Origin of the sequence: Paraburkholderia sp. Clong3 (assembly GCF_050436485.1) — a bacterium.
GTDB lineage: Bacteria > Pseudomonadota > Gammaproteobacteria > Burkholderiales > Burkholderiaceae > Paraburkholderia > Paraburkholderia tuberum.
In genome coordinates this window covers 3,969,778-3,990,687 of sequence record NZ_JBNDMH010000002.1, presented here as the reverse complement: position 1 = coordinate 3,990,687, position 20,910 = coordinate 3,969,778, and the positions used below count along the sequence as shown (strand labels likewise).

Sequence of the window (20,910 nt, the reverse complement as noted above, 5' to 3'; positions counted from 1 at the left end):
GCGCGGTTGTTCTATGCGAATGGGATGAAATTATATTTACATGAAACACGCGCCGAAAAAAATTCATTTTCATTATTTCGAGGGTTTTCACCGACCGAAGCCCTCGTAGGCGCCAAAGTAAGCGCGACTGGCGCCATAGTTCTACGATTGACCGACAGAGTTAGTGCGAATGGCCTATCGTTTTGGCGCCGCGGTCGCACGGGCGCCGCACTGTTGAAAGCCACCGCTGAGCGCGCATTGGGTCAAAGGACCCCTGGGTGCGAGTACCGATTGTCGGAAGGCAGAGGTCGGCCACGGACGGTCAGTCGCACCTAGTTCCCGGCGGTCTCTTCACGAAAGCCTATCGGCCCCTCGCCGCAACGGTCGCAACCGAAAGGTCGCTGGCCGTGTCAAAACTTTGGCTGTCCGTGAGAAGATGGAACATCAAAAAACATGAGGCTAGTGGTATGCCCGCAACGGCAGAGCAAATCACACGGCTATGTGATGACTGGTTGGCGGCAGTAACGCAACCGGGCGGTGGCACGGCCATTGGCGGCGCATCCGAACGTTTCCGCCTTCACAAAAATGGCGTCAACTTTCATGAGGTAGAGTTTGACGCGCTGTGCGCGGCGATTGTGGGCTTAACTAAGGTCGTGTTATTGCCAGGACTCACTACGGTTGTCGACGCGGACCATCAGCTACTGTGGTCGTGGTGCGCGGAGGTTCTCTTATGTCGCCGTGCTGACGTGTTTCAGCCTGAACAGTCCGAGCTTCGTGAACTGCTGTCGACGGCAATCCACTGTGCATTGGTAACAGCTCGAAATCCGGGCTTGCGTCCGAGCGATTGGCATCGAGAAGCCTTGATCACGCAGATTCAAAGCGTACATGTACAAGAGTTGACTGTGAATTCGTTGTTGACGCTTACGTATCTCGCGTTTCCCGTGCTGGAGGGGCTCATCAAGTTGAAGTGCGCGGAATTTGTCGACATGAGCGGGCGCGTTTTGGCGGAGTTTGAGGTACCGAGGCGTGGCGGGGAGTCGGGACGATTGAGGGCGTACCGCCCCGAGCAGCGCGGCAATGGGCAATGCAATAGCATCCGAGACTTGCTGATGCTCTATCGAGCGAGGGTTGCCGGGGAGGCGGCTGGGCGATATCTGGATGAAATATTCGGTCGCCTAGTGCAATTGGAGGACAAGCCTGGGCCAGATGCTTTGGCCGATTGGCGAAATAGTTCGTTACACGGTGCAGGATCGTTTCCCACGATCGCCGGGACTGTCATGGGGTGCGCTCTGTTGATCGCCACTGACGGTATAGCGGGCCAATATGTTGAGTTGAGACAAGCAGCGTTGGATGGACTTGCTGCACGCCAGCGAATGCCAGTGCGTTTCGGCAATACCTTCTACCCGCCGTGGTAACGCCTGCATGACGGAGAGGACTGCGGCCGTCCGTTTCAGAACAGGAAGTAGACGCCTCGGTCGGTCGGCTAATACAGCTAATTGGCCGTTGTGGGTCCGACTTGCGACGATCATCCGCTGCGGGCCGGCAAGCGGTTCTCAATTCAGCTATCGGACAGGGTTCGGCCAAGAACCGACATTGGGACGGATGCTCACAGTGGCCACCTACGCACTAATAGCAGTCAAATCGTGTGTGCTAGCTCCCGGACGGACAATTTGAAGGCAGCCTCATCGGTGGACAAGACTGTCCACGGAGTCGGACCACACGACCCGCCTATGCGTTTGCACTTCAAGGTGAGTTGCGTTAAGCTCTTTGCATGCCAGCGACTAGGAGCATCTCCGGTCTTATGTCTGGCCTCTCCCGGCTCTGCATCCACTTTACGATTGGGCGGTGCGCTTCTTCGAGGCCGCCGCCCAAATTGTAACTGCTGGCAGCAGCCCCCTTCTCCCTCTCTCCGTTCTGCTCCCCCGGCTCTGCCATCTGACGGCATAATGCATTAGGCTGCTGGTTTCGCGCGTCGCGAAACGGGCCCGTCGACCTTAACTCACGCGTCTCTATGACCAAGAAGCCACTCGCAGAGCTGTTTCGGGCGATGTACCACGGTAAATACGAATATCGTGACTTCATAGGCGAAGCCTTAGATACGCGATATAAACCGCTCAACGTTGGCAGAACCCAAGCGTCGAAGGAACGTCTTGTCTACGCACCAGACAAGACGATGAAGATATATCACAGCTTCCTCAAACTGTTTCTGTTCGAGTACCTCGATGTCAATGAGCGGGTCGTATTTTCCTACCGAAAAGGTGTGAATGTTGTCGAAGCCGTAAAAAAGCATGCGCATAACAAGCACTTTTTCCAGGCCGACATTCAGGATTTTTTCCCCAGTATTGATTCAATGATGGTGCGCTCCGTCATCGAAAGCGCCGCGGCGCGCACACCGATCGCCGACCTCATGGATCACGTTGATCGCATTATCGAACTGGTTACTATCGGCGGTGCCTTGCCAATTGGATTTCCTTCCTCGCCGCTCATAAGTAATGCGGTTTTGCATCGGTTCGACGATAACTTTGAGGATTATTGCGTCAATCATGGAATGGTCTACACGCGATACTCCGATGACATCATCGTCTCGTCTCAAAATAGGGATGGCCTTAACAACCTCGCGGCTGCCATCGAAAACACGCTAAAATCTGTCGAATTAGATCACCTAAGACTCAATCCAGAAAAAACGAAGATTACCAGCATTGGTCGAAAAATAAAGCTTCTCGGCCTAGTTATACTGCCGAACGGTACCGTGTCTGTCGATATTAAATTGAAGCAACAAATCGAAACGATGCTTCATTTTTACATTACAGACAGTGCGAAACTCCGTGACTTTTTAGAGGCGGATCTTTCCAAAGCCACGGAGCAACTTTCCGGCTATGTGAATTATGTGAATACTGTCGATTCCGCATACCTTGATAAGCTCAGGAAGAAATATGGCGTCACCGTAATCGACACACTTATTCACCAAGGATCGAGATGAACCTGATCCTGAAAATTGAGAACGTGCAACATGTCCGCTCCGCAGAGCTGACTCTTGATCTCGACGCAAATGGAATTACCTGTCTCGTTGGGCGCAACGGGATTGGGAAGACCACTCTCGTTAAGGCGCTGCGCAATCTTCGCATAGCAGACACTTTCAAGAAAACAGCCGTTGATAGCATTTTCTCGACGTCGAGCAAAATTATTTACTCGTGCGATCCATATGAATACGTATTTACGTTCGATCCCAAACTTCAGAGCCTAAATTGTAAGACAGTCGTTGCTCAGCAACTTCGCGACAGCCTCGAAGTCGAGCTACCCATGCCCTATGGTGATCGATTCAATTTTTTCCAGAGTATCAGTGATGCAGACCACGAAATCAGACGTAACATCGTCATAGAAAGTTACACGCGCCCCGACGAGTTGATCGATTTCCTTCATACAATTTACGATAACAATAAGTTTGATAATTTGCGTTGCATTGTCATTAAGAAGAAATCTTACTATTGCCAAATTCTTGATGAAAGCAGATATATTCGAGAGGATTATTTTAGCTCTGGTGAGTATTTTCTAATATCTCTCTATCGCAATATAGTTGCTGGCAGAAAGCTAATCGTTATCGACGAGATTGATATTTCCCTTGACGCTGCTGCGCAGACGAAACTTGTCGCGCAGCTAAGGGTGTATTGCCAAAAGTACGCGGTAAACATTGTATTCACAACGCACTCTCTCGCGATGATGGAAACACTGCAAGCCGAAGAATTACACTACATCGAGTCAAAGGATGGGGTGCTCGATATTCAGCCCGTTTCTTTCAATTATGCAAAGAGCTTGCTATTTGGTTTTGCAGGCTGGGACAAGTACATCCTCACTGAGGATGATGTACTGGAAAATTTCATAGAATTTGTCATTAAGCGATATCTCTTGAGGACATTTTATAAGTACAAGATTATATTTATTGGTGGCGGGACGAATACCGTTAGATTGATGGATAGGAATTCCGATCAAAACTTCTTTTCTACCGAAGGCAATGTAATTTCCGTTCTCGACGGCGATCAACGTGCACTCCGTTACGCGAGAGATCGACACAATATTGAGTTTCTTCCATGGGAGAGTATAGAAAAACAAATTTTCATCGAATACACTGATGGAAATCATTGGCCTCGTTTGTCTATAGAAGAAAATCCAGGCATCGATAATCAAAATGGAAAGAATTTGTACGCTGCATTGATTCGAAACAGGATCGTGTCAGAAGACGAAATGTTCTTACACTTGTGCGAAACATATGATGAACAGGCGCGTGCATTCGCGCATTCACTATCCGGCTTTTTGAACACTTAGGTGCGCGCCCTGTTCCAGAGACGTGCGACGACAGATAGGCTAAGGCTGGGCTTGCTCTTCGCATTCCGGACGGTCAGTGGCCGTTTTCCAGGCACATTGAGACATCTGCTGAACCTCGCTAGGGGGCTGCAACGGGTCGGCTCCGGCCGATCGCGGCCGGAGACATGCTACAACTTTGGCGCGAACGTAGGCCAGTCGCACGAACTTTGTCGCACCCACTCTGACACATGTGGCGCGGCTACGCGTAGGCCCTTGATGTTCAGTGTGCGACATCCCAATAACTGGGGCGGCCTACGGCCCTTCAGACAAGGGGGTTCGGCAGCCGAGCCCTGTTGCACCCCGGTGAAAATCCATTTTCATCGGGGCGAGGGGTGGCTTCACCGCGTGCCGCGCTCCGCCGCTCAGCACGCCGCCGCGCTCTGTTCGGGAATGCCCAGGAGCCGCGCCGCCGGCGACATCACGATGATCAGCGCCTGCACGACGAACGCGAGCGACGCCGCGACCAGACACACGTCGATGCTCCAGCGCGCGCTGAGCGCGGCGCCGAGCAGCGCGCCCACCGGCCGCGCGCCGTAGGTGGCGGTGCTGATCAGCGCGGACACGCGGCCGATCATCCGTTCGGGCGTGATCGCCTGACGCAGCGTGGTCGAGCCGACGACCCACAGGATTGGTCCCGCGCCGAGCAGGAAGAAGCTCGCGAGCGCGAGCCAGAACGATGGGACGATCAGCGTCGCCACCATCACGAGCGACGCGAGCAGGCCGCACGACGGTCCGACGATCAGCAGACGGCCGAATGCGAGACGCCGCGCGACCGCGGGCGCGGCGAGCGCGCCGCAGACCATGCCGGCCCCGTACGCGCCGAGCGTCACGCCGACCGCCGAGGCATTGAGCCCCAGCCGATGCACCGCGTAAGGCACATAGACCGCCTGCATGATGAAGAAGCCGAGATTGAAGAACACGGCGGTCAGCAGCATCGGCAACAGCAACGGATCGCGCAGCACGAAGCGCGTGCCGTCGCGCAGCTCCAGCATGAAGTGCCACCGCGGCGCGGCCGCGCGCGGCGGCTCGTGCAATCCCGCCAGCAACGCGACCGCGAACGCCGACAACATCGCCGCGCCGCCATACGCCCAACCCGCGCCGATCCAGCCGACCAGCACGCCGCCCAGCGCCGGCCCCGCCGAATACGCGACGCTGCGCGCGAGTTCGAGCCGGCCGTTCGCGCTCGCATAGGCGTCGCGCGGCACGATCGACGGCACCAGCGACGGCGCCGCAACGTTGTAGGCGACCGTACCCGTCGCGGCGACGAAGCCGAGCGCGGCGAGCAGCGGCAGGTTCAACGCATGCGTGAGCACCAGCAGCAGCACGCACAGCATCGCGCAGACCCGCACGCTCTCGGCGAGCGTCATCAGCACGCGGCGCGAGCGGCGGTCGGCCCAGACGCCGAGCGGCATCGACAGCAACAGGAACGGCAGCGTCTGCGCGGTTTGCAGCAGACCGGTATCGCGCGCGTCGGCGCCGAGCGCGAACACCGCGACGAGCGGTGCGGCGGCGAGGCTGATCTGCTCCGCCGATTGCGCGCACAGGTTCGACCAGGCGAGGCGCTGGAATGCGCGGGGCAGACGTCGCGCATTGGACGGCGAAGACGACGAAGGGGAAGACGTGGCGGACATCGATGCACTCCCGAGGTTTTGACGTGAGGCATTCATCGTCGGCGCTCAGGGCCTGCGGGGCGCTCCGCTTCTTGCGGTGTTATTCTTCGCTCGCCATGAATCTCGAAAGCATTCTCTTTACTCAAGGTTTCGGTTCGCGCCGCCAATGCCGTGCGCTGATCGGCGACGGCCGCGTCAGCGTCGACGGTGCGATTTGCACCGATGCCGACGCCGATTTCGCTATTGATGGCGGCGCGTTGCGCTTTAGCGTCGACAACGTCGAATGGCCGTATCGCGAGCACGCGTATCTGCTGCTGAACAAGCCCATCGGCTACGAATGCTCGCGCGATCCGCAGCATCATCCGAGCGTGTTCAGCCTGCTGCCGCCGCAGTTCGCCGAGCGCGGCGTGCAGTGCGTCGGCCGTCTCGATCAGGACACCACGGGCCTCCTGCTGCTCTCCGACGACGGCAAGTTCGTGCATCAGTTCACGTCGCCGAAACGCAAGGTGCCGAAGCTCTACGTCGCGACCACGCGCCATCCGCTCGACGACGCGCAGCTCGCCGCGCTGCGCGACGGCGTGCTGCTGCACGGCGAAACGAAACCGAGCGCCGCGCTCGACGCCCAGGCGCGCGACACTCACACGCTCGCGCTCACCGTGCTCGAAGGCAAATACCACCAGGTCAAGCGGATGATCGCGGCCTCGGGCAACCGCTGCGAGGCGCTGCATCGCGAACGGATCGGTGGGCTCGCGCTTCCCGCGGCGCTCGCGCCCGGCGCATGGCAATGGCTCGACGCAGCGGCTCTTGCCGCGCTGCGGGCCGGGTAAACGACTAGCCCCAACGAGCGCCCGCCTAAGCCCTTGATGCGCCGGAGAAAGCCCGCGCGCATTGCGGTGCACCGAACCTAGGCCGTTGCGTTGCAGCATGCCGGTGCTTACATGTCGCCCTATACTCGTCTAAACAAACGACTACAAAGGTTTCAAGGAGGGGCGTCATGCAAATCGACGGCACGATGGCGTTTTCGCACGCGATGATCGTGTTCATCTGCCTTGCGCTGCTGCTGGTCGGCGGATTGCTGGTCATCATGCGGCTGCGGCACAAGTACCATCCGAATCTGATCGGCGCATTGATCGGCGGCATGCTGTGCTTCCTGTTGCTGGAAGTGCTGCCTGCGCTGAGCTGATGCCGGTTGGACCGCGCAGCTCGTTTTGCGCGGCGCATTGATGCGGTGCGGCGGATACGCTTTGCGGGGCAACCCGGCCCTCGCGGGGCGGTATTTTGTTTCTGCTGCCGGCCTAGCCGCGTTTCCCGTTCGCCTCGCGCAAAAAATCCTCGACGCTCGGATAGCGCAGACGTACCCGCAATTCCTCCTTCAGACGCCGGTTCACGAGCCGGCGCGACTCGCGCATGAACGACAGCAGCATCGGATCGATCTGCTGCTCCGCCTGCTCTCTCGTGATGCGCGGCGGGCGCGCGAGCCCGAACGCATCGGCGACCGCATCGAAATACTCCCCCATTTTCAGCGACGAATCGTCGGACGCGTGCAGTGCGCGCGCGGGCCGGCCATGCGTGGCGAGACGCACGAGGATCGCGGCGAGGTCGTCGGCGTGGATGTGATTCGTGTAGACGTCGTCGGCATCGACGAGCGCCGGCGTGCCTCTTTCGAGCCGCGCGAGCGGCAGACGGTTGCGTGCATAGATGCCCGGGATCCGCGCGATGCTCGTGGCGACGCTGCCGCGCGCCGTCGCGCGCCGCAACTGCCGCTCGGCCGACACGCGACGTTTGGCGCGCGCATTCGCGGGCCGCGGCGCGCGCGTTTCGTCGATCCACGCGCCGCCGCAATCGCCGTAGACGCCCGTCGTGCTCGCGTAAACGATGCGCACCGGTGCGCGCGAAGCGCCGGTCCGGCGCACCCCGTCGGGTACAATATCGGGTGTTTCAGCGTCCAGACCTGAAGCGCGCGCACGGCGCAACCGCGCGATCGGCGCGACGGACGACCTCGCCGCGCAAGCGTTCATGCGGCCCGCGGCACCTAACGTCGCAAGCAGCGCGCGAGTGCGTCGATCGTCGTCGCCGGACTTCTGCGGCGGCGCGAGATGCAGCACCGTGGGCGCGAGGCGCGCGAGCCGTTTGAGGCTGCCGCGCGCGTCGAGATCGCCGACGAGCGGCATCACGCCCGCGGCGCGCAACTCATCGCAGCGCGCGGCATGGCTCGTCAACGCGAAGATACGCGCGCGCGGCCGCAACAGGGACACGCAGCGCATGCCGACGTCGCCGCATCCTACGATCAGCACGCGCGGCCGGCGGAAGTTTCGTGTCGCTTTCATGGTGGGCGCATTGTAGCGGTCACACGCAACAGGTACCGCGCGGTTGATCCGGCGGGTCCCATTACGATTCCGAATTTTCGATTCCGAACACTTTATGGCATTTAACGTCACGCTCCGGCAAACCGGCCGGCAGTTTCAGGTAGAACAGGACGAACCGGTGCTCTCCGCAGCGCTGCGTCAAGGCATCGGCCTGCCGTACGGCTGCAAGAACGGCGCGTGCGGTTCGTGCAAAGGCACGGTCGTGAGCGGCGAGGTCGAACAGCGCGCGCACTCGTCGTCGGCGCTGTCGAACGACGAAAAGACGCGCGGCATGGCGCTCCTGTGCTGCGCGACCGCGTGCTCCGATCTCGAAGTCGACATCCGCGAAGTGGCCGGCGTCGGCGATGTGCAGGTCAAGAAGCTGCCGTGCCGCGTGAACGCGATCGAGCGCAAGGCCGACGACGTGATCGTCGTGAAGCTGCAACTGCCCGCCAACGAACGTCTGCAATATCTGGCCGGCCAGTACCTCGAATTCACCCTGAAGGACGGCAAGCGCCGCAGCTATTCGATGGCGAGCGCGCCGCACGTCGAAGGCCCGGTCGAACTGCACATCCGCCACATGCCCGGCGGTGCGTTCACCGACCATGTGTTCAACACGATGAAGGAGCGCGACATCCTGCGCTTCGAAGCGCCGCTCGGCACGTTCTTCCTGCGCGAAGACTCGGACAAGCCGATCGTGCTGCTCGCGTCGGGCACCGGTTTCGCGCCGCTGAAGGCGATCGTCGAGCATGCGGTGTTCAAGAGCATGACGCGCCCCATGACGCTCTACTGGGGCGCGCGCCGCAAGAAAGACCTGTATCTGCTCGAACTCGCCGAGCAATGGGCGCGCGAGATTCCGAACTTCAAGTTCGTGCCGGTGCTCTCCGAGCCCGATGCGGGCGACGCATGGACGGGCCGCACGGGCTTCGTGCATCGGGCGGTGATCGAGGATCTGCCCGATCTGTCGGCCTACCAGGTGTATGCATGCGGCGCGCCGGTGATGGTCGAATCGGCGCTGCGCGACTTCACGCAGCATCACCAGCTGCCGGAAGACGAGTTCTACGCGGACTCGTTCACCAGCGCGGCCGATCTCGCGAACGCGGTCTGATTGCACGGCGGCAAATTCCCCCCGATGCAGCGCCAGTGCAAATTCATGGTTTACACCAGCGCTTTTCTTGTCGTATTCTTTCGCGCATGAACCGCATCCAGTCCGAATTCCGACGTCGCCGCTCGCCGCTCCCTTAGGGACGCCGCTGGCTTCGTCACGGACTCGCGCCACACAAAACCTGGGCGCAAGCTGTTCGAATCATGAAAGCCACGGCATGCCGTGGCTTTTCTGTTTTTCCGGCCGCCGTTTTTATTGGCCAAATCGTCACCGTTTCTTCACCCTGCTCTTACCCTTTTGCCTGGAGCCTGCCGTCATGAATTTCAATGAGTATCCAATCGATTCGCTGATGTACATCACGAACCGGCCTGAAATCGTTTTCACGCACGGCAAAGGCTCGTGGATTTACGACAACAATGGCAAGCGCTACCTGGATTTCATTCAGGGCTGGGCGGTCAATTGTCTCGGCCACTGCAACGACGGCATGATCGAAGCGCTGAACCAGCAGGCCAAGCTGCTGATCAACCCGTCGCCCGCGTTCTACAACGAGCCGATGGCGAAGCTAGCGGACCTGCTCACGCAGCACAGCTGCTTCGACAAGGTGTTCTTCGCGAACAGCGGCGCCGAGGCGAACGAAGGCGCGATCAAGCTCGCGCGCAAGTGGGGCAGAAAGTTCAAGGACGGCGCGTTCGAGATCATCACGTTCGACCACAGCTTCCACGGCCGCACGCTCGCGACGATGTCGGCCAGCGGCAAGCCGGGCTGGGACACGATCTACGCGCCGCAGGTGCCGGGCTTCCCGAAGGCGGACCTGAACGACATCGCGTCGGTGGAAAAGCTGATCAACGCGAAGACCGTCGCGGTGATGCTCGAGCCGATCCAGGGCGAAGGCGGCGTGATCCCCGCAACCCGCGAGTTCATGCAGCAACTGCGCGAGCTGACGAAAAAACACAACATCTTGCTGATCGTCGACGAAGTGCAAAGCGGCTGCGGTCGCGCCGGCACGCTGTTCGCGTATCAGCTGTCGGGCATCGAGCCGGACATCATGACGCTCGGCAAAGGCATCGGCGGCGGCGTGCCGCTCGCGGCGCTGCTGTCGAAGGCGGAAATCGCCGTGTTCGAAGCGGGCGATCAGGGCGGCACCTACAACGGCAATCCGCTGATGACCGCGGTCGGCTACTCGGTGATCTCGCAACTGACGGCGCCGGGCTTCCTCGAAGGCGTGCGCTCGCGCGGCGAATATCTGCGCACGAAGCTGCTCGAGCTGTCCGAGGAGCGCGGCTTCAAGGGCGAGCGCGGCGAGGGTCTGCTGCGCGCGCTGCTGCTCGACAAGGACATCGGCAACCAGATTGTCGAGAAGGCGCGCGACATGCAACCCGACGGCGTGCTGCTGAACGCCGCGCGTCCGAACCTGCTGCGCTTCATGCCGGCGCTTAACGTGACGACCGAAGAAATCGACCGGATGCTGGCGATGCTGCGCTCGGTTCTCGACTCGCTGTAATCAACCACGGAGCGCACCGATGACGACGAACACGACGCTGTCGATCCGCCGCTTCGACGCGACCGATACCGAAGCCGTGATTGCGCTATGGCAGGACGTGTTTCCCGAGTATCGCGACGTGACGCGACCGCAGCGCAACCCGCGTCAGTCGATCGCCAACAAGCTCGCGACGCAACCGGAGCTGTTCTTCGTCGCGGTGCTCGATGGACGCATCGTCGGCACCGTAATGGGCGGCTATGATGGACACCGCGGCTGGTTGTATTCGCTCGCGGTCGACGCATCGCTGCGACGTCATGGCATCGGCACGCGGCTCGTCGCGCACGTCGAGAGCGAGTTGACGAAGCTTGGTTGTCCGAAGCTGAACCTGCAGATACTGTCGTCGGCAACGGCTGAGATACGGGCGTTCTACGATGCGCTCGGGTATCGCACCGATGCGGTGATCAGCCTCGGCAAGCGGCTCGGCCAATACGCCGACGCGGCCCCGGCCAGTTGATTCGCGTCGTACGACTGATTAAAGAAAGCCGCATGCGTTGCTTGACGCATGCGACTTTTTCAATGGTTCTCCCGCAAGCAGCGCACGTATCGGCGAATTCGGACAAATAGCAGATGGCGAGCAGTTGGATTGCCTAGAATCGTTTACGCACGAGACGACGCCGGCGCTGGAAAGACAGGTTTGCGGCGAATCGCGACCCTTCCCCCCCGGGGGCGGCTCATGCGTCTGAGTCCCAACGCGTTGGAATCCTAAGGGGAATCTTCATGGCGACTTATGTGGTGCTCCTGCAATTTACGGATCAGGGTATCCGCACGATCAAGAACAGTGCAGAGCGAGCCGGGCAGGCGGCGGAAATGGCGAAATCTTTTGGCTGCGAGATGAAGCAGATCTACTGGACGTTAGGGGCATACGACGTTGTCTCGGTCGTCGAAGCGGCAGACGAGCAGAGCTTCCTCGCCTTCGGCTTCGCACTCGGCTCGGCCGGCAATGTCCGCTCGCAAACGCTGCGTGCGTTCACAAAAGACGAAATCAGTTCGGTTATCGGGCGACTCCCTTAATTCACGTCCCAACCAGAAAAATAAAACGCGCCCCGCGACATTGCATCGCTGGGCGCGTTGCAAGCCGGACGTGTGCGCAAAGGGCATACGTCCAACTATTCACCCACTCATTCACCCAGATAGGCGGCCCGAACCTTCGGATCGTCGAGCATCTGCTTCGCGTCGCCCGACATCGTGATCAGACCGGAGTCCATCACGTAGCCGCGATTCGCCGCCTGCAGCGCGAGCCGCGCGTTCTGCTCGACGAGCAGCACGGTCATGCCTTCAGAGGAAATCAGGCGCACCACTTCGAAGATCTTCTCGACCATGATCGGCGACAGACCCATCGACGGTTCGTCGAGCAGCAGCAGTTTGGGCCGCGAGATGATCGCGCGTGCCATCGCGAGCATCTGCTGCTCGCCGCCCGACAGCGTGCCCGCGTATTGCGATGCACGCTCCTTCAGACGCGGAAAGAAGCCGAACATGCGCTCGACGTCCGACTTGATGCCATCGTCATCGTTGCGCAGATACGCACCCATCTGCATGTTCTCGACGATCGACATGCGCGCGAAAATGCCGCGCCCTTCCGGCACCATCGCGAGACCGCGCTTCAGAAGCTCATGCGCGGGCAACCCCTTGATCGACTGACCCATGTACTCGATGTCGCCGGCCGCATACGCCTTCAGGCCGGTGATCGCCTTCATCGTCGTGGTTTTGCCCGCGCCGTTCGCGCCGATCAGCGTGACGAGTTCGCCCTGCCCGACCTCGAGGTCGACACCCTTGACCGCCTGGATGCCACCGTAGTTGACCTGCAGGCCCTTGATTTTCAACATTGCTTGCGTCGTGGACATCAGTGGACCCCCGCACCCAGATAAGCTTCGATCACCTTCGCATCCTTCTGCACGTCCTGCGGCAAACCTTGCGCAATCACCTTGCCGTAGTCGAGCACCGTCATCTGATTGCACAGACCCATCACGAGCTTCACGTCGTGTTCGATCAGCAGAATCGTCTTGCCGTCCGCACGGATCTTGTCGAGCAGCCTGGTCAGCTCGACCTTCTCGGTGGCGTTCATGCCGGCCGCCGGTTCGTCGAGCGCGAGCAGCTTCGGATCGGTCGCCAGCGCACGCGCGATTTCGAGCCGCCGCTGGTGGCCATACGACAGGTTGCGCGACGTATAGTCCGCGTACTGCGTAATGCCGACGTAGTCGAGCAGTTCGAGCGCGCGCTCCTTGATCTCGCGCTCTTCCTGGCGTTCGGCCGGCGTCTGGAACACCGCGCCGAGCAGACCGTGCTTCGTGCGCACATGACGGCCGACCATCACGTTTTCGAGCGCGGTCATGCCGCCGAACAGACGGATGTTCTGGAACGTGCGCGCAATGCCCGCCTTCGCGACCTGATAGACCGCGGTCGGCGTGTAGCTCTCGCCGTCGAGCTTGAACTCGCCTGAATCCGGCGTGTACAGACCCGTGATCACATTGAAGAAGGTGGTCTTGCCGGCGCCGTTCGGGCCGATCAGGCCGTAGATCTCGCCCGCGCGGATCTGCAGGCCGACCTCGGAAAGCGCCTGAAGGCCGCCGAAGCGCTTGTTGACGCCCTTCACCGACAGCCGGGTCGTCGCGTTGTTGCTTACGTTATCGCTCATGTCTTTTTCTCCACCGGACCTTATGCGCGCACCGGCTTCTTGCCGCCACGCTTCGCCAGCTTCGCAATCCTGTCTTCGTGCTTCGGCGCGGGCCACAGGCCTTCCGAGCGGTACAGCATGATCACGACCATCGCGAGGCCGTACAGCAACTGACGGATCACTTCGGTATCGACGATTTCATGGCCGAAGATCATGTTCTGCAGCGGACCCATCGTCGAGCGCAGGAACTCGGGGAACACCGCGAGCAGCACCGCGCCGAGGATCACGCCCGGAATGTGGCCCATGCCGCCGAGCACCACGCAGGCGAGCACCACGACCGATTCCCAGAACGTGAACGATTCCGGCGACACGAAACCCTGGAACGAGCCGAACATGGCGCCCGACAGGCCGCCGAACGACGCGCCCATCGCGAACGCAAGCAGCTTCACGTTACGGGTATTGATGCCCATCGCCTTGGCCGCGATTTCGTCTTCGCGGATCGCGGCCCACGCGCGGCCGATCCGCGAATGCTGCAGACGCGTACAGGTCCAGATCACGAACAGCGCGCACAGCACGAACAGGTAGTAGTACAGGTACACCGACGGAAACTGCATGCCGAACAGCGAGTGTGTCTGCGCGAGGCTGAAGCCGCCGACGGACACCGGATCGATCCCGGTGATCCCCTTCGGGCCGTTGGTGATGTTCACCGGACGGTCGAGGTTGTTCATGAAGATCCGCACGATTTCCCCGAAGCCGAGGGTCACGATCGCGAGGTAGTCGCCACGCAGACGCAGTGTCGGCGCACCGAGCAGAATCCCGAACATCGCGGCGAGCGCCATCGCGATCGGCGCGATGATCCAGATCGGCACGTGGATGCCGTTCGGCGCGAGATGCGCGATCCACGCGAATTGCGTCGCGAGGTGCGGTGAGCTCAGCAGCGCGGCCGTGTAGGCGCCGATCGCGTAGAACGCGATGTAGCCCAGGTCCAGCAGGCCGGCAAAGCCGACCACCACGTTCAGGCCCAGCGCGAGCATCACGTACAGCATCGCGAAGTCGAGCACGCGGACCCAGTAGTTGCCGCCCGCGGCACCGATGACCATCGGCGCCGCGATCACGAAGATCGCCGTGAGAATACCGATAGTCAGCGTCTTCGTGCGGTTCTTTTCGGGGATGAGCGTCGTGGACGGCTCGATCGGTTGAATTGAGGTCATGATTGTTGACTCCTTGTGGCCCGGGATCAGGCGCGATCCGCGACACGTTCGCCGAGCAGGCCCGACGGACGGAACACCAGCACGACGATCAGCACGATGAACGCGAACACGTCCTGGTAGTTACTGCCGAACACGCCGCCCGTGAGGTCGCCGATATAGCCGGCACCCAACTGCTCGATCAGGCCGAGGAGCACGCCGCCGACCATCGCGCCGCCGAGATTGCCGATACCGCCGAGCACCGCCGCGGTAAAGGCCTTCAGGCCAGGGATGAAGCCCATGTAGAAGTGCGCGTTGCCGTATTCGGACGCGATCATCACGCCGGCGAGCGCAGCCAGCGCCGAGCCGATCATGAAGGTCGCCGAAATCACGAAGTTCGGGTTCACACCCATCAGACTCGCGACGTTCGGGTTCTCGGCGATCGCGCGCATCGCACGGCCGAGCCTGGTCTTGTGCACGAGCAGCAGGAGGCCGCCCATCACGAGGAACGCCGCCACGATGATCACGATTTCAGTCATCGAGATCACGGCGCCGGGCGTCGTGTCGGTGGCCTTGATCACGTTGAGCGGGTCGGTAGGCAACAACTGCGGGAACGGCAGCGGATTGCGCGACCAGATCATCATCGCGAGCGTCTGCAGCAGAATCGATACACCGATCGCGGTGATCAGCGGCGCGAGACGCGGCGCACGCCGCAACGGCCGGTAGGCGACCCGCTCGATCGTGTAGCCGACCACCGCGCAGACCGCCGCCGCGATGATCAACGCGATCACGAGCGTCAGCACATTGCCGAGGCCGGGGAAGTGGTTCTGCAGCACACCTATGGCGGAAAGCGCAACCATCGCGCCCACCATCAACACGTCGCCGTGGGCGAAGTTGATGATGCCCAGAATGCCGTAAACCATCGTATAGCCCAGTGCGATGATGGCGTAGACACTGCCAAGCACCAGTCCATTGATGATCTGCTGGATGAAGATATCCATTTAATGCTCCTTAGCCCGTGCGACTGGATTCGCGTTTTTCATCTGCCGGTGGGCGGTGATGCGCTACGAATCTCAACGGCACTGCGGGTACTGATGTAAAAGACCGGTAAGGGTTATCCGTTGCCGGCTTGCCCTGACGACCGTGACGCGGTCGCGAGCTCACCTCGGGCGGATGCAAAAACGGCACCGTTGGATGGTGTCGGTGCCGTCAGGCCGAACTTCCCGTCATCACATCTTTACGACGTCGAGCACTGCTTTCTTGCCGTCCTTGAAGTCGTAAAGCGTAATGGCGCCCTCTTTCAAATCACCCTTGTCGTCGAACGCGATGTGGCCGATTACCCCGTTGTAATCGGTCGAAGGCATCGCAGCCAGCACCTTGGGCGCCTCGATAGAATTAGCGCGCTTCATTGCATCGACGATCACGTACGCAGCGTCATACGTGAACGGCGCGTAAATCTGCACCGGCGTGTGGAAGCGGTCCTCGTACTTCTTTTCGAAGTCCGCTCCATTGGTCATTTTCGAAAGCGCGAGTCCTGCTTCCGAACAGACCAGGTTTTGCACGGCGGTACCCGCCAGCTCACCTACCTTGTCGGTACACACACCGTCGCCGCCAAGGATTTTTGCCCTGATACCGAGCGCCGCCTGCTTCGTAAACGGCCCGCCCGTCGCGTCCATGCCGCCGAACATGATGGCGTCCGGCTGAACACTCTTGATCTTCGTGAGAATGGCCCGGAAATCCGTGGCCTTGTCGCTCGTCGCCTCCCGCGCGACGATCTTCGCGCCGCTCGCCTCGGCGGTCTTCGTGAACTCGTCCGCGAGACCTTTGCCGTAGGCGGTCGCATCGTCCACGACCGCGATGCGTTTGGCGCCCAGCGCCTTCGTCGCGTAATTGGCGAGCGCCGGACCCTGCTGCGCGTCGGTCGCGACCACCCGATAGGTCGTCTTGAACCCTTGCTGCGTATAGGCCGGATTCGTCGACGACGGCGAGATCTCGACGATGCTCGCGTCGCTATAGATCTTCGACGCCGGAATCGAGACCCCGGAGTTCAGGTGTCCGATCACCGCGACCACGTGATCGTCGACCAGCTTCTGCGCGACGGCGGTGCCGGTTTTCGGGTCCGCTGCATCGTCCTGCGCGTCGAGTTGCAGCTGGATCTTGCGACCGTCGATCGTCAAACCCTGCGCATTGATTTCTTCGACCGCGAGGCGCGCCCCATTTTCGTTGTCCTTGCCCAGGTGCGCGATGCCGCCCGTCAACGGAGCCGCATGACCGATCTTCACGATAGTCGCTTCGCTCGCGGCGGCAACCGCCGCGGCCGAGGCCCCCGATGTGCCCGTTCCCGCTTCGCCATCCTGTTTCTTGCCGCACGCGGTCAGCATCGCAACCGTGGCCGCGATGGACACGGCGTAAGCAAATTTGACTCGCATCAAGTAAGGTCTCCTGCGCCTTGCAAAATCCACTGTCCAGGACCTCAAGGCCTTGAGAACGCGCGCATTGTAACTCCAATTATGCGGGTGGCAATATTGTTGAACCGGTGGGGTTTTCCTGCATTGCAACCTGATTTTGAGAGCGAAATCCGTCAAAAGGCGCAACCTGGTTGCGATCCGTTTTCGTGCACCAGTTGCACCGGCGCCGAACCCGCTGGCATCAAGTGTTGCGGGCGATCGGCGCGAATCCCGGATAGGCCGGGCTTTGCGTCGGGTATGACCATTTAGCGCGCGCTCGGCAAATTGCACCAATTCAGTGCATTCTCAATCCGTCTTAAAGCTTTGGCGAGCTTAAAACGGGGACGCATCGCGCCAAAATCGATAAAAGCCCCGATCACCATTCAAAATAATTTGTGCGCGAGACCACCGAAAGTTGACCGGTCATTCGATGTGGCACTTAATTTAATCAGAGGTTCGTCGGGCACGGGCATAAAAAAAGCGCGCCCACGGGCGCGCTTTCCTTTCAGTGTAGCTAACGGATTGTCAGGCTGGCAGACCGAGCCCGCGTGGCAGCGGAAACGCGATGTTTTCCTCGATGCCCTCGAGCGCGCGCACGTTGCGCACACCCAGTTCGCGCAAACGCGCGATCACCGCCTGCGCCAGTACCTCCGGCGCCGACGCACCGGCGGTCACGCCAATGCGGCGCTTGCCCTCGACCCAAACCGGATCGATCTGATCGGGCGAATCGACCATATAGGCTGGCACGCCGAGCTTCTCGGCGAGCTCGCGCAAGCGGTTCGAATTCGAGCTGTTCGGACTGCCGACGACGATCACGACGTCGCACTGCGGCGCCATGAACTTCACTGCGTCCTGGCGATTCTGCGTGGCGTAGCAGATGTCCTGCTTCTTCGGCTCACGGATGGACGGGTACTTGGCCTTCAGCGCGCCGATGATTTCGGCGGCGTCGTCGACCGACAGCGTGGTTTGCGTGACGAAGGCGATCCGCTCCGGATCGGCGAGCTGCAACGCCTGCACATCCTCGATGTCCTCGACCAGATGCATGCCCTCGGCCGCCTGGCCCATCGTGCCTTCGACTTCCGGGTGGCCCTTGTGGCCGATCATCACGATGTCGAAACCGTCCTGGCGCATCTTCGCGACTTCGATATGCACCTTGGTCACGAGCGGACAGGTGGCGTCGTACACCCGCAGCCCGCGCGACTCCGCCTCCGAGCGCACGGCCTTCGACACGCCATGCGCGCTGAAGATCACCGTGTTGCCCGCCGGCACTTCGTCCAGGTTCTCGATGAAGATCGCACCCTTCTTGCGCAGGTCTTCGACCACATAGGCGTTATGGACGATTTCGTGACGCACGTAGATCGGCGAGCCATACAGCTTGATGGCCCGCTCGACGATCTCGATCGCCCGGTCGACGCCGGCGCAGAACCCGCGTGGCTGGGCCAGCAGGATCTCCGCTTCGGCAAGAGTCGTATCCGTGATGCTCATGTTTACAGAATCCCGATGATTTTCACTTCAAACGCCAGCGCCTGGCCGGCAAGCGGGTGATTGAAATCGAATAGGGCCGACGTTTCGCCAACTTCCTTCAGTACGCCGGCATAGCGCCCGCCGCCCGGCGCGTTGAATTCGATCAGGTCACCCGGGGAAAAATCCTCGCCGATCATGCTGTTCTCCCGCAGCGTGGCGAGGGACACGCGCTGGATCAGATCCGGATTGCGCGGGCCGAACGCCTGGCCCGGCGCTAGCTGAAAGGTCGAATGGCGGCCCACCTTCAAACCCAGCAAAATATCTTCCAGCGGCGGCGCCAGTTGACCGGCGCCGAGCAGCAGCGTGGCCGGCTTGTCGTTGAACGTGTTGATCACTTCGGCGCCATCGGCAAGGGAAAGCCGGTAATGCAGCGTGACGTGTGAACCGGGTTTCACCTCGGAAATATCGATGATGCTCATGCAATGCTCGCTCAGTCGAAGCGCTGCACGCGTGCGCCGCGGGGCAGTCGACGCGTGTGGCAAACCGTCGGCGTGCCGTGCGCAAAGTGTCTATTGTAAGCCACCTAGCGGGCGCCGGCTTGAGTCCGTCGCGCGCGAGGGCGGCACGGCCCGGCGGCGCATTGCGCCGCGTGCGCCGTCAACCTTACGCGGAGGACTCTATATATATGGCTGATTTCGCCAGCACAATCGACGAAACACCTGCGCCAACGCTGCGACGACCGAAGGCGCCGGCACGCGCCGGAGGCGGCGTGAAAGCCGCCGCGAATCGGTCGGCCGAGGCCCCGTCAGAAGCCGCCGACTCCACCGCCCGCTGCCGGCGGCAACTGTTTCGGGGTAAATGGCTCCGGCGCGACATGCCGCGCGAGCGACTGATCGAGCAGGGCCCCGACGTGCTGTCGGACACCGAAATGATCGCGCTCGTGCTCGGCTCTGGCCTGCCCGGTCACGACGTGTTCAGCGTCGCGCGGGCGCTGCTGGATCGCTTCGGCTCCCTGCGCGCGATGCTCGACGCGACTTATGCGGACTTCGACGGCATTCGCGGCATCGGCCCCGCGAAAAAAGCGCAATTACTCGCGATCATGGAAATGGCGCGTCGCTCGCTGGTCGACAAGATGCGCAAGCGCCCGCTAATGAATTCGCCCGAAGCGGTCGAAAGTTATCTGCGCCTTCTGATCGGCGGACAGCCGCAGGAGGTGTTCGTGTCGCTGTTTCTCGACGCCCGGCATCGGCTGATCCGCTGCGAGGAAAGCGCGCGCGGCTCGCTCACGCGCATGGCCGTGTATCCGCGCGAGATCGTGCGGCGGGCGCTCGCCGCGAACGCGGCCAGCCTGATCGTCGCGCATAATCATCCGTCCGGCGCCGTCGAGCCGAGTGCCAGCGACTGCCGCCTCACGCAGACGCTGCGCGACGCGCTCGCGCTCGTCGATGTGCAGTTGATCGATCATCTGGTGATCGGCGCGGACACCGTATATTCGTTCGCCCGCGCCGGCTGGCCGGGGCTCGCGCGCAAGCCCGCCCGAGCGCGGGAGGCGGAATGGCCGCCGTACGGCGCAGCGTCCCGCATCGCAAATAAGGTTTGATTTTGCGGCTTTTTTTCTGCTAGAATTCCGGTTTGCCTATTTCCAACCCCCTGTTCCGAAGCCATCAAGGCGTTCCGCAAAGGTCAGGCAGCTGTGGTAGCGAAGTGTCTCGATGCAAATTCGGCGCAACTTCGCACACTTTCAGCGCGGCTCTTTTCGGGAAACTTTCACGGCGTTCGAACTCAGAATTAGCGTATTAGGAGTGCTCTCATGGCACGCGTATGCCAAGTAACTGGGAAAGCGCCGATGAGCGGCAACAACGTTTCCCACGCGAACAACAAGACCAAGCGCCGGTTCCTGCCGAACCTGCAAAACCGCCGTATCTGGGTGGAAAGCGAAAACCGTTGGGTGCGTCTGCGCGTTTCGAACGCCGGTCTGCGCCTGATCGACAAGAACGGTATCGACGCTGTGCTCGCAGATTTGCGCGCACGCGGTGAAGCCTAAGGAGTAAATCATGGCGAAAGGCGCACGCGACAAGATCAAGCTGGAATCGACCGCAGGCACGGGTCACTTCTACACGACCACGAAGAACAAACGCAACATGCCGGAAAAGATGCTGATCAAGAAATTTGATCCGGTCATCCGCAAGCACGTTGACTACAAGGAAACCAAGATCAAGTAATCTTGGCTCTCCAGCCTGACGAAGGCAAAAACATGAAAGGC

The 20,910-nt window shown here is 60.7% G+C and carries 21 protein-coding genes; 12 read left to right on the top strand and 9 right to left on the bottom strand.

The annotated features are described in order from the left end of the window. Positions 1 to 386 precede the first annotated feature (386 nt). From OKW30_RS22600 to OKW30_RS22590, 3 genes are all read left to right on the top strand, one after another. Complete coding sequence (locus tag OKW30_RS22600; protein ID WP_429347606.1) at positions 387 to 1,394, top strand: hypothetical protein; 1,008 nt, start codon at positions 387 to 389, stop codon at positions 1,392 to 1,394. A 596-nt stretch (positions 1,395 to 1,990) separates the two neighbouring features. Beyond that, the gene (locus OKW30_RS22595; RefSeq protein ID WP_429347605.1) at positions 1,991 to 2,959 is read left to right on the top strand and encodes a reverse transcriptase domain-containing protein; all 969 of its coding nucleotides are present in this window, start codon (positions 1,991 to 1,993) and stop codon (positions 2,957 to 2,959) included. After that, positions 2,956 to 4,299, top strand: a complete 1,344-nt coding sequence (locus OKW30_RS22590; protein ID WP_429347604.1) for an AAA family ATPase — start codon at positions 2,956 to 2,958, stop codon at positions 4,297 to 4,299. Before OKW30_RS22595 ends, OKW30_RS22590 begins: the two co-directional genes overlap by 4 nt. A gap of 401 nt (positions 4,300 to 4,700) precedes the next feature. On the opposite strand, the gene OKW30_RS22585 is transcribed toward OKW30_RS22590, so the two are convergent. Continuing rightward, positions 4,701 to 5,969, bottom strand: a complete 1,269-nt coding sequence (locus tag OKW30_RS22585; RefSeq protein ID WP_429347603.1) for an MFS transporter — start codon at positions 5,967 to 5,969, stop codon at positions 4,701 to 4,703. A gap of 95 nt (positions 5,970 to 6,064) precedes the next feature. Between OKW30_RS22585 and OKW30_RS22580 the strand changes: the two genes are divergently transcribed. Together OKW30_RS22580 and OKW30_RS22575 are read left to right on the top strand one after the other, a co-directional pair. Beyond that, positions 6,065 to 6,775: a pseudouridine synthase gene (locus OKW30_RS22580; protein ID WP_429347602.1), complete on the top strand. Its 711-nt coding sequence runs from the start codon at positions 6,065 to 6,067 to the stop codon at positions 6,773 to 6,775. Between the two features lie 167 nt (positions 6,776 to 6,942). Then, positions 6,943 to 7,131 carry a hypothetical protein gene (locus OKW30_RS22575; protein ID WP_184072632.1) on the top strand — a complete coding sequence of 63 codons (189 nt, stop codon included), beginning with the start codon at positions 6,943 to 6,945 and terminating at the stop codon, positions 7,129 to 7,131. Between the two features lie 112 nt (positions 7,132 to 7,243). Here OKW30_RS22575 and OKW30_RS22570 read toward each other — a convergent pair whose 3' ends face one another. Beyond that, entirely contained in the window at positions 7,244 to 8,275 is a 1,032-nt protein-coding gene (locus OKW30_RS22570; protein WP_184023162.1) for an SDR family NAD(P)-dependent oxidoreductase, read from the bottom strand. A gap of 94 nt (positions 8,276 to 8,369) precedes the next feature. Here OKW30_RS22570 and OKW30_RS22565 point away from each other — a divergent pair, with 94 nt between their 5' ends. From OKW30_RS22565 to OKW30_RS22550, 4 genes are all read left to right on the top strand, one after another. After that, positions 8,370 to 9,401, top strand: a complete 1,032-nt coding sequence (locus OKW30_RS22565) for a CDP-6-deoxy-delta-3,4-glucoseen reductase (RefSeq protein WP_184072636.1) — start codon at positions 8,370 to 8,372, stop codon at positions 9,399 to 9,401. A gap of 313 nt (positions 9,402 to 9,714) precedes the next feature. Next, positions 9,715 to 10,899, top strand: coding sequence for an acetylornithine transaminase (locus OKW30_RS22560; protein ID WP_429347601.1), 1,185 nt, complete (start codon positions 9,715 to 9,717; stop codon positions 10,897 to 10,899). 19 nt (positions 10,900 to 10,918) lie between these two features. Further along, a complete protein-coding gene (locus OKW30_RS22555; protein ID WP_184072640.1) occupies positions 10,919 to 11,392 on the top strand; it encodes a GNAT family acetyltransferase in 474 nt (157 codons plus the stop codon). Between the two features lie 263 nt (positions 11,393 to 11,655). After that, complete coding sequence (locus OKW30_RS22550; RefSeq protein ID WP_018421572.1) at positions 11,656 to 11,949, top strand: GYD domain-containing protein; 294 nt, start codon at positions 11,656 to 11,658, stop codon at positions 11,947 to 11,949. A gap of 107 nt (positions 11,950 to 12,056) precedes the next feature. Here the strand turns inward: OKW30_RS22550 and OKW30_RS22545 are convergent, their stop codons facing one another. The 7 genes from OKW30_RS22545 to OKW30_RS22515 form a co-directional block, all read right to left on the bottom strand. Further along, on the bottom strand, positions 12,057 to 12,761 hold the full coding sequence (locus OKW30_RS22545) for an ABC transporter ATP-binding protein (protein ID WP_026225995.1): 705 nt from the start codon (positions 12,759 to 12,761) through the stop codon (positions 12,057 to 12,059). Between the two features lie 17 nt (positions 12,762 to 12,778). Then, positions 12,779 to 13,570, bottom strand: coding sequence for an ABC transporter ATP-binding protein (locus OKW30_RS22540; protein ID WP_184023151.1), 792 nt, complete (start codon positions 13,568 to 13,570; stop codon positions 12,779 to 12,781). 20 nt (positions 13,571 to 13,590) lie between these two features. After that, on the bottom strand, positions 13,591 to 14,760 hold the full coding sequence (locus OKW30_RS22535) for an ABC transporter permease subunit (RefSeq protein WP_184023149.1): 1,170 nt from the start codon (positions 14,758 to 14,760) through the stop codon (positions 13,591 to 13,593). Between the two features lie 26 nt (positions 14,761 to 14,786). Beyond that, positions 14,787 to 15,737, bottom strand: a complete 951-nt coding sequence (locus tag OKW30_RS22530) for a branched-chain amino acid ABC transporter permease (protein WP_184051600.1) — start codon at positions 15,735 to 15,737, stop codon at positions 14,787 to 14,789. Between the two features lie 228 nt (positions 15,738 to 15,965). After that, a complete protein-coding gene (locus tag OKW30_RS22525) occupies positions 15,966 to 17,165 on the bottom strand; it encodes a branched-chain amino acid ABC transporter substrate-binding protein (protein WP_429347600.1) in 1,200 nt (399 codons plus the stop codon). A gap of 543 nt (positions 17,166 to 17,708) precedes the next feature. Then, positions 17,709 to 18,668, bottom strand: coding sequence for a 4-hydroxy-3-methylbut-2-enyl diphosphate reductase (gene ispH / locus OKW30_RS22520; protein WP_184006365.1), 960 nt, complete (start codon positions 18,666 to 18,668; stop codon positions 17,709 to 17,711). Between the two features lie 2 nt (positions 18,669 to 18,670). Then, the gene (locus OKW30_RS22515; protein ID WP_184072644.1) at positions 18,671 to 19,126 is read right to left on the bottom strand and encodes an FKBP-type peptidyl-prolyl cis-trans isomerase; all 456 of its coding nucleotides are present in this window, start codon (positions 19,124 to 19,126) and stop codon (positions 18,671 to 18,673) included. A gap of 206 nt (positions 19,127 to 19,332) precedes the next feature. Here OKW30_RS22515 and radC point away from each other — a divergent pair, with 206 nt between their 5' ends. From radC to rpmG, 3 genes are all read left to right on the top strand, one after another. After that, positions 19,333 to 20,247 carry a RadC family protein gene (gene radC / locus OKW30_RS22510; protein ID WP_184072717.1) on the top strand — a complete coding sequence of 305 codons (915 nt, stop codon included), beginning with the start codon at positions 19,333 to 19,335 and terminating at the stop codon, positions 20,245 to 20,247. A 210-nt stretch (positions 20,248 to 20,457) separates the two neighbouring features. Continuing rightward, complete coding sequence (gene rpmB / locus OKW30_RS22505; RefSeq protein ID WP_007180631.1) at positions 20,458 to 20,691, top strand: 50S ribosomal protein L28; 234 nt, start codon at positions 20,458 to 20,460, stop codon at positions 20,689 to 20,691. A 10-nt stretch (positions 20,692 to 20,701) separates the two neighbouring features. Beyond that, positions 20,702 to 20,869, top strand: a complete 168-nt coding sequence (gene rpmG, locus OKW30_RS22500; RefSeq protein ID WP_008919555.1) for a 50S ribosomal protein L33 — start codon at positions 20,702 to 20,704, stop codon at positions 20,867 to 20,869. The last annotated feature ends 41 nt before the right edge of the window (positions 20,870 to 20,910 follow it).

What these genes read in the sequence shown, in the direction of transcription:
- OKW30_RS22595 (WP_429347605.1), top strand. Translation starts at nt 1,991, where the DNA reads ATGACCAAGAAGCCACTCGCAGAGCTGTTTCGGGCGATGTACCACGGT.
- OKW30_RS22590 (WP_429347604.1), top strand. Translation starts at nt 2,956, where the DNA reads ATGAACCTGATCCTGAAAATTGAGAACGTGCAACATGTCCGCTCCGCA.
- OKW30_RS22585 (WP_429347603.1), bottom strand. Translation starts at nt 5,969, where the DNA reads ATGTCCGCCACGTCTTCCCCTTCGTCGTCTTCGCCGTCCAATGCGCGA.
- OKW30_RS22580 (WP_429347602.1), top strand. Translation starts at nt 6,065, where the DNA reads ATGAATCTCGAAAGCATTCTCTTTACTCAAGGTTTCGGTTCGCGCCGC.
- OKW30_RS22575 (WP_184072632.1), top strand. Translation starts at nt 6,943, where the DNA reads ATGCAAATCGACGGCACGATGGCGTTTTCGCACGCGATGATCGTGTTC.
- OKW30_RS22570 (WP_184023162.1), bottom strand. Translation starts at nt 8,275, where the DNA reads ATGAAAGCGACACGAAACTTCCGCCGGCCGCGCGTGCTGATCGTAGGA.
- OKW30_RS22565 (WP_184072636.1), top strand. Translation starts at nt 8,370, where the DNA reads ATGGCATTTAACGTCACGCTCCGGCAAACCGGCCGGCAGTTTCAGGTA.
- OKW30_RS22560 (WP_429347601.1), top strand. Translation starts at nt 9,715, where the DNA reads ATGAATTTCAATGAGTATCCAATCGATTCGCTGATGTACATCACGAAC.
- OKW30_RS22555 (WP_184072640.1), top strand. Translation starts at nt 10,919, where the DNA reads ATGACGACGAACACGACGCTGTCGATCCGCCGCTTCGACGCGACCGAT.
- OKW30_RS22550 (WP_018421572.1), top strand. Translation starts at nt 11,656, where the DNA reads ATGGCGACTTATGTGGTGCTCCTGCAATTTACGGATCAGGGTATCCGC.
- OKW30_RS22545 (WP_026225995.1), bottom strand. Translation starts at nt 12,761, where the DNA reads ATGTTGAAAATCAAGGGCCTGCAGGTCAACTACGGTGGCATCCAGGCG.
- OKW30_RS22540 (WP_184023151.1), bottom strand. Translation starts at nt 13,570, where the DNA reads ATGAGCGATAACGTAAGCAACAACGCGACGACCCGGCTGTCGGTGAAG.
- OKW30_RS22535 (WP_184023149.1), bottom strand. Translation starts at nt 14,760, where the DNA reads ATGACCTCAATTCAACCGATCGAGCCGTCCACGACGCTCATCCCCGAA.
- OKW30_RS22530 (WP_184051600.1), bottom strand. Translation starts at nt 15,737, where the DNA reads ATGGATATCTTCATCCAGCAGATCATCAATGGACTGGTGCTTGGCAGT.
- OKW30_RS22525 (WP_429347600.1), bottom strand. Translation starts at nt 17,165, where the DNA reads ATGCGAGTCAAATTTGCTTACGCCGTGTCCATCGCGGCCACGGTTGCG.
- ispH (WP_184006365.1), bottom strand. Translation starts at nt 18,668, where the DNA reads ATGAGCATCACGGATACGACTCTTGCCGAAGCGGAGATCCTGCTGGCC.
- OKW30_RS22515 (WP_184072644.1), bottom strand. Translation starts at nt 19,126, where the DNA reads ATGAGCATCATCGATATTTCCGAGGTGAAACCCGGTTCACACGTCACG.
- radC (WP_184072717.1), top strand. Translation starts at nt 19,333, where the DNA reads ATGGCTGATTTCGCCAGCACAATCGACGAAACACCTGCGCCAACGCTG.
- rpmB (WP_007180631.1), top strand. Translation starts at nt 20,458, where the DNA reads ATGGCACGCGTATGCCAAGTAACTGGGAAAGCGCCGATGAGCGGCAAC.
- rpmG (WP_008919555.1), top strand. Translation starts at nt 20,702, where the DNA reads ATGGCGAAAGGCGCACGCGACAAGATCAAGCTGGAATCGACCGCAGGC.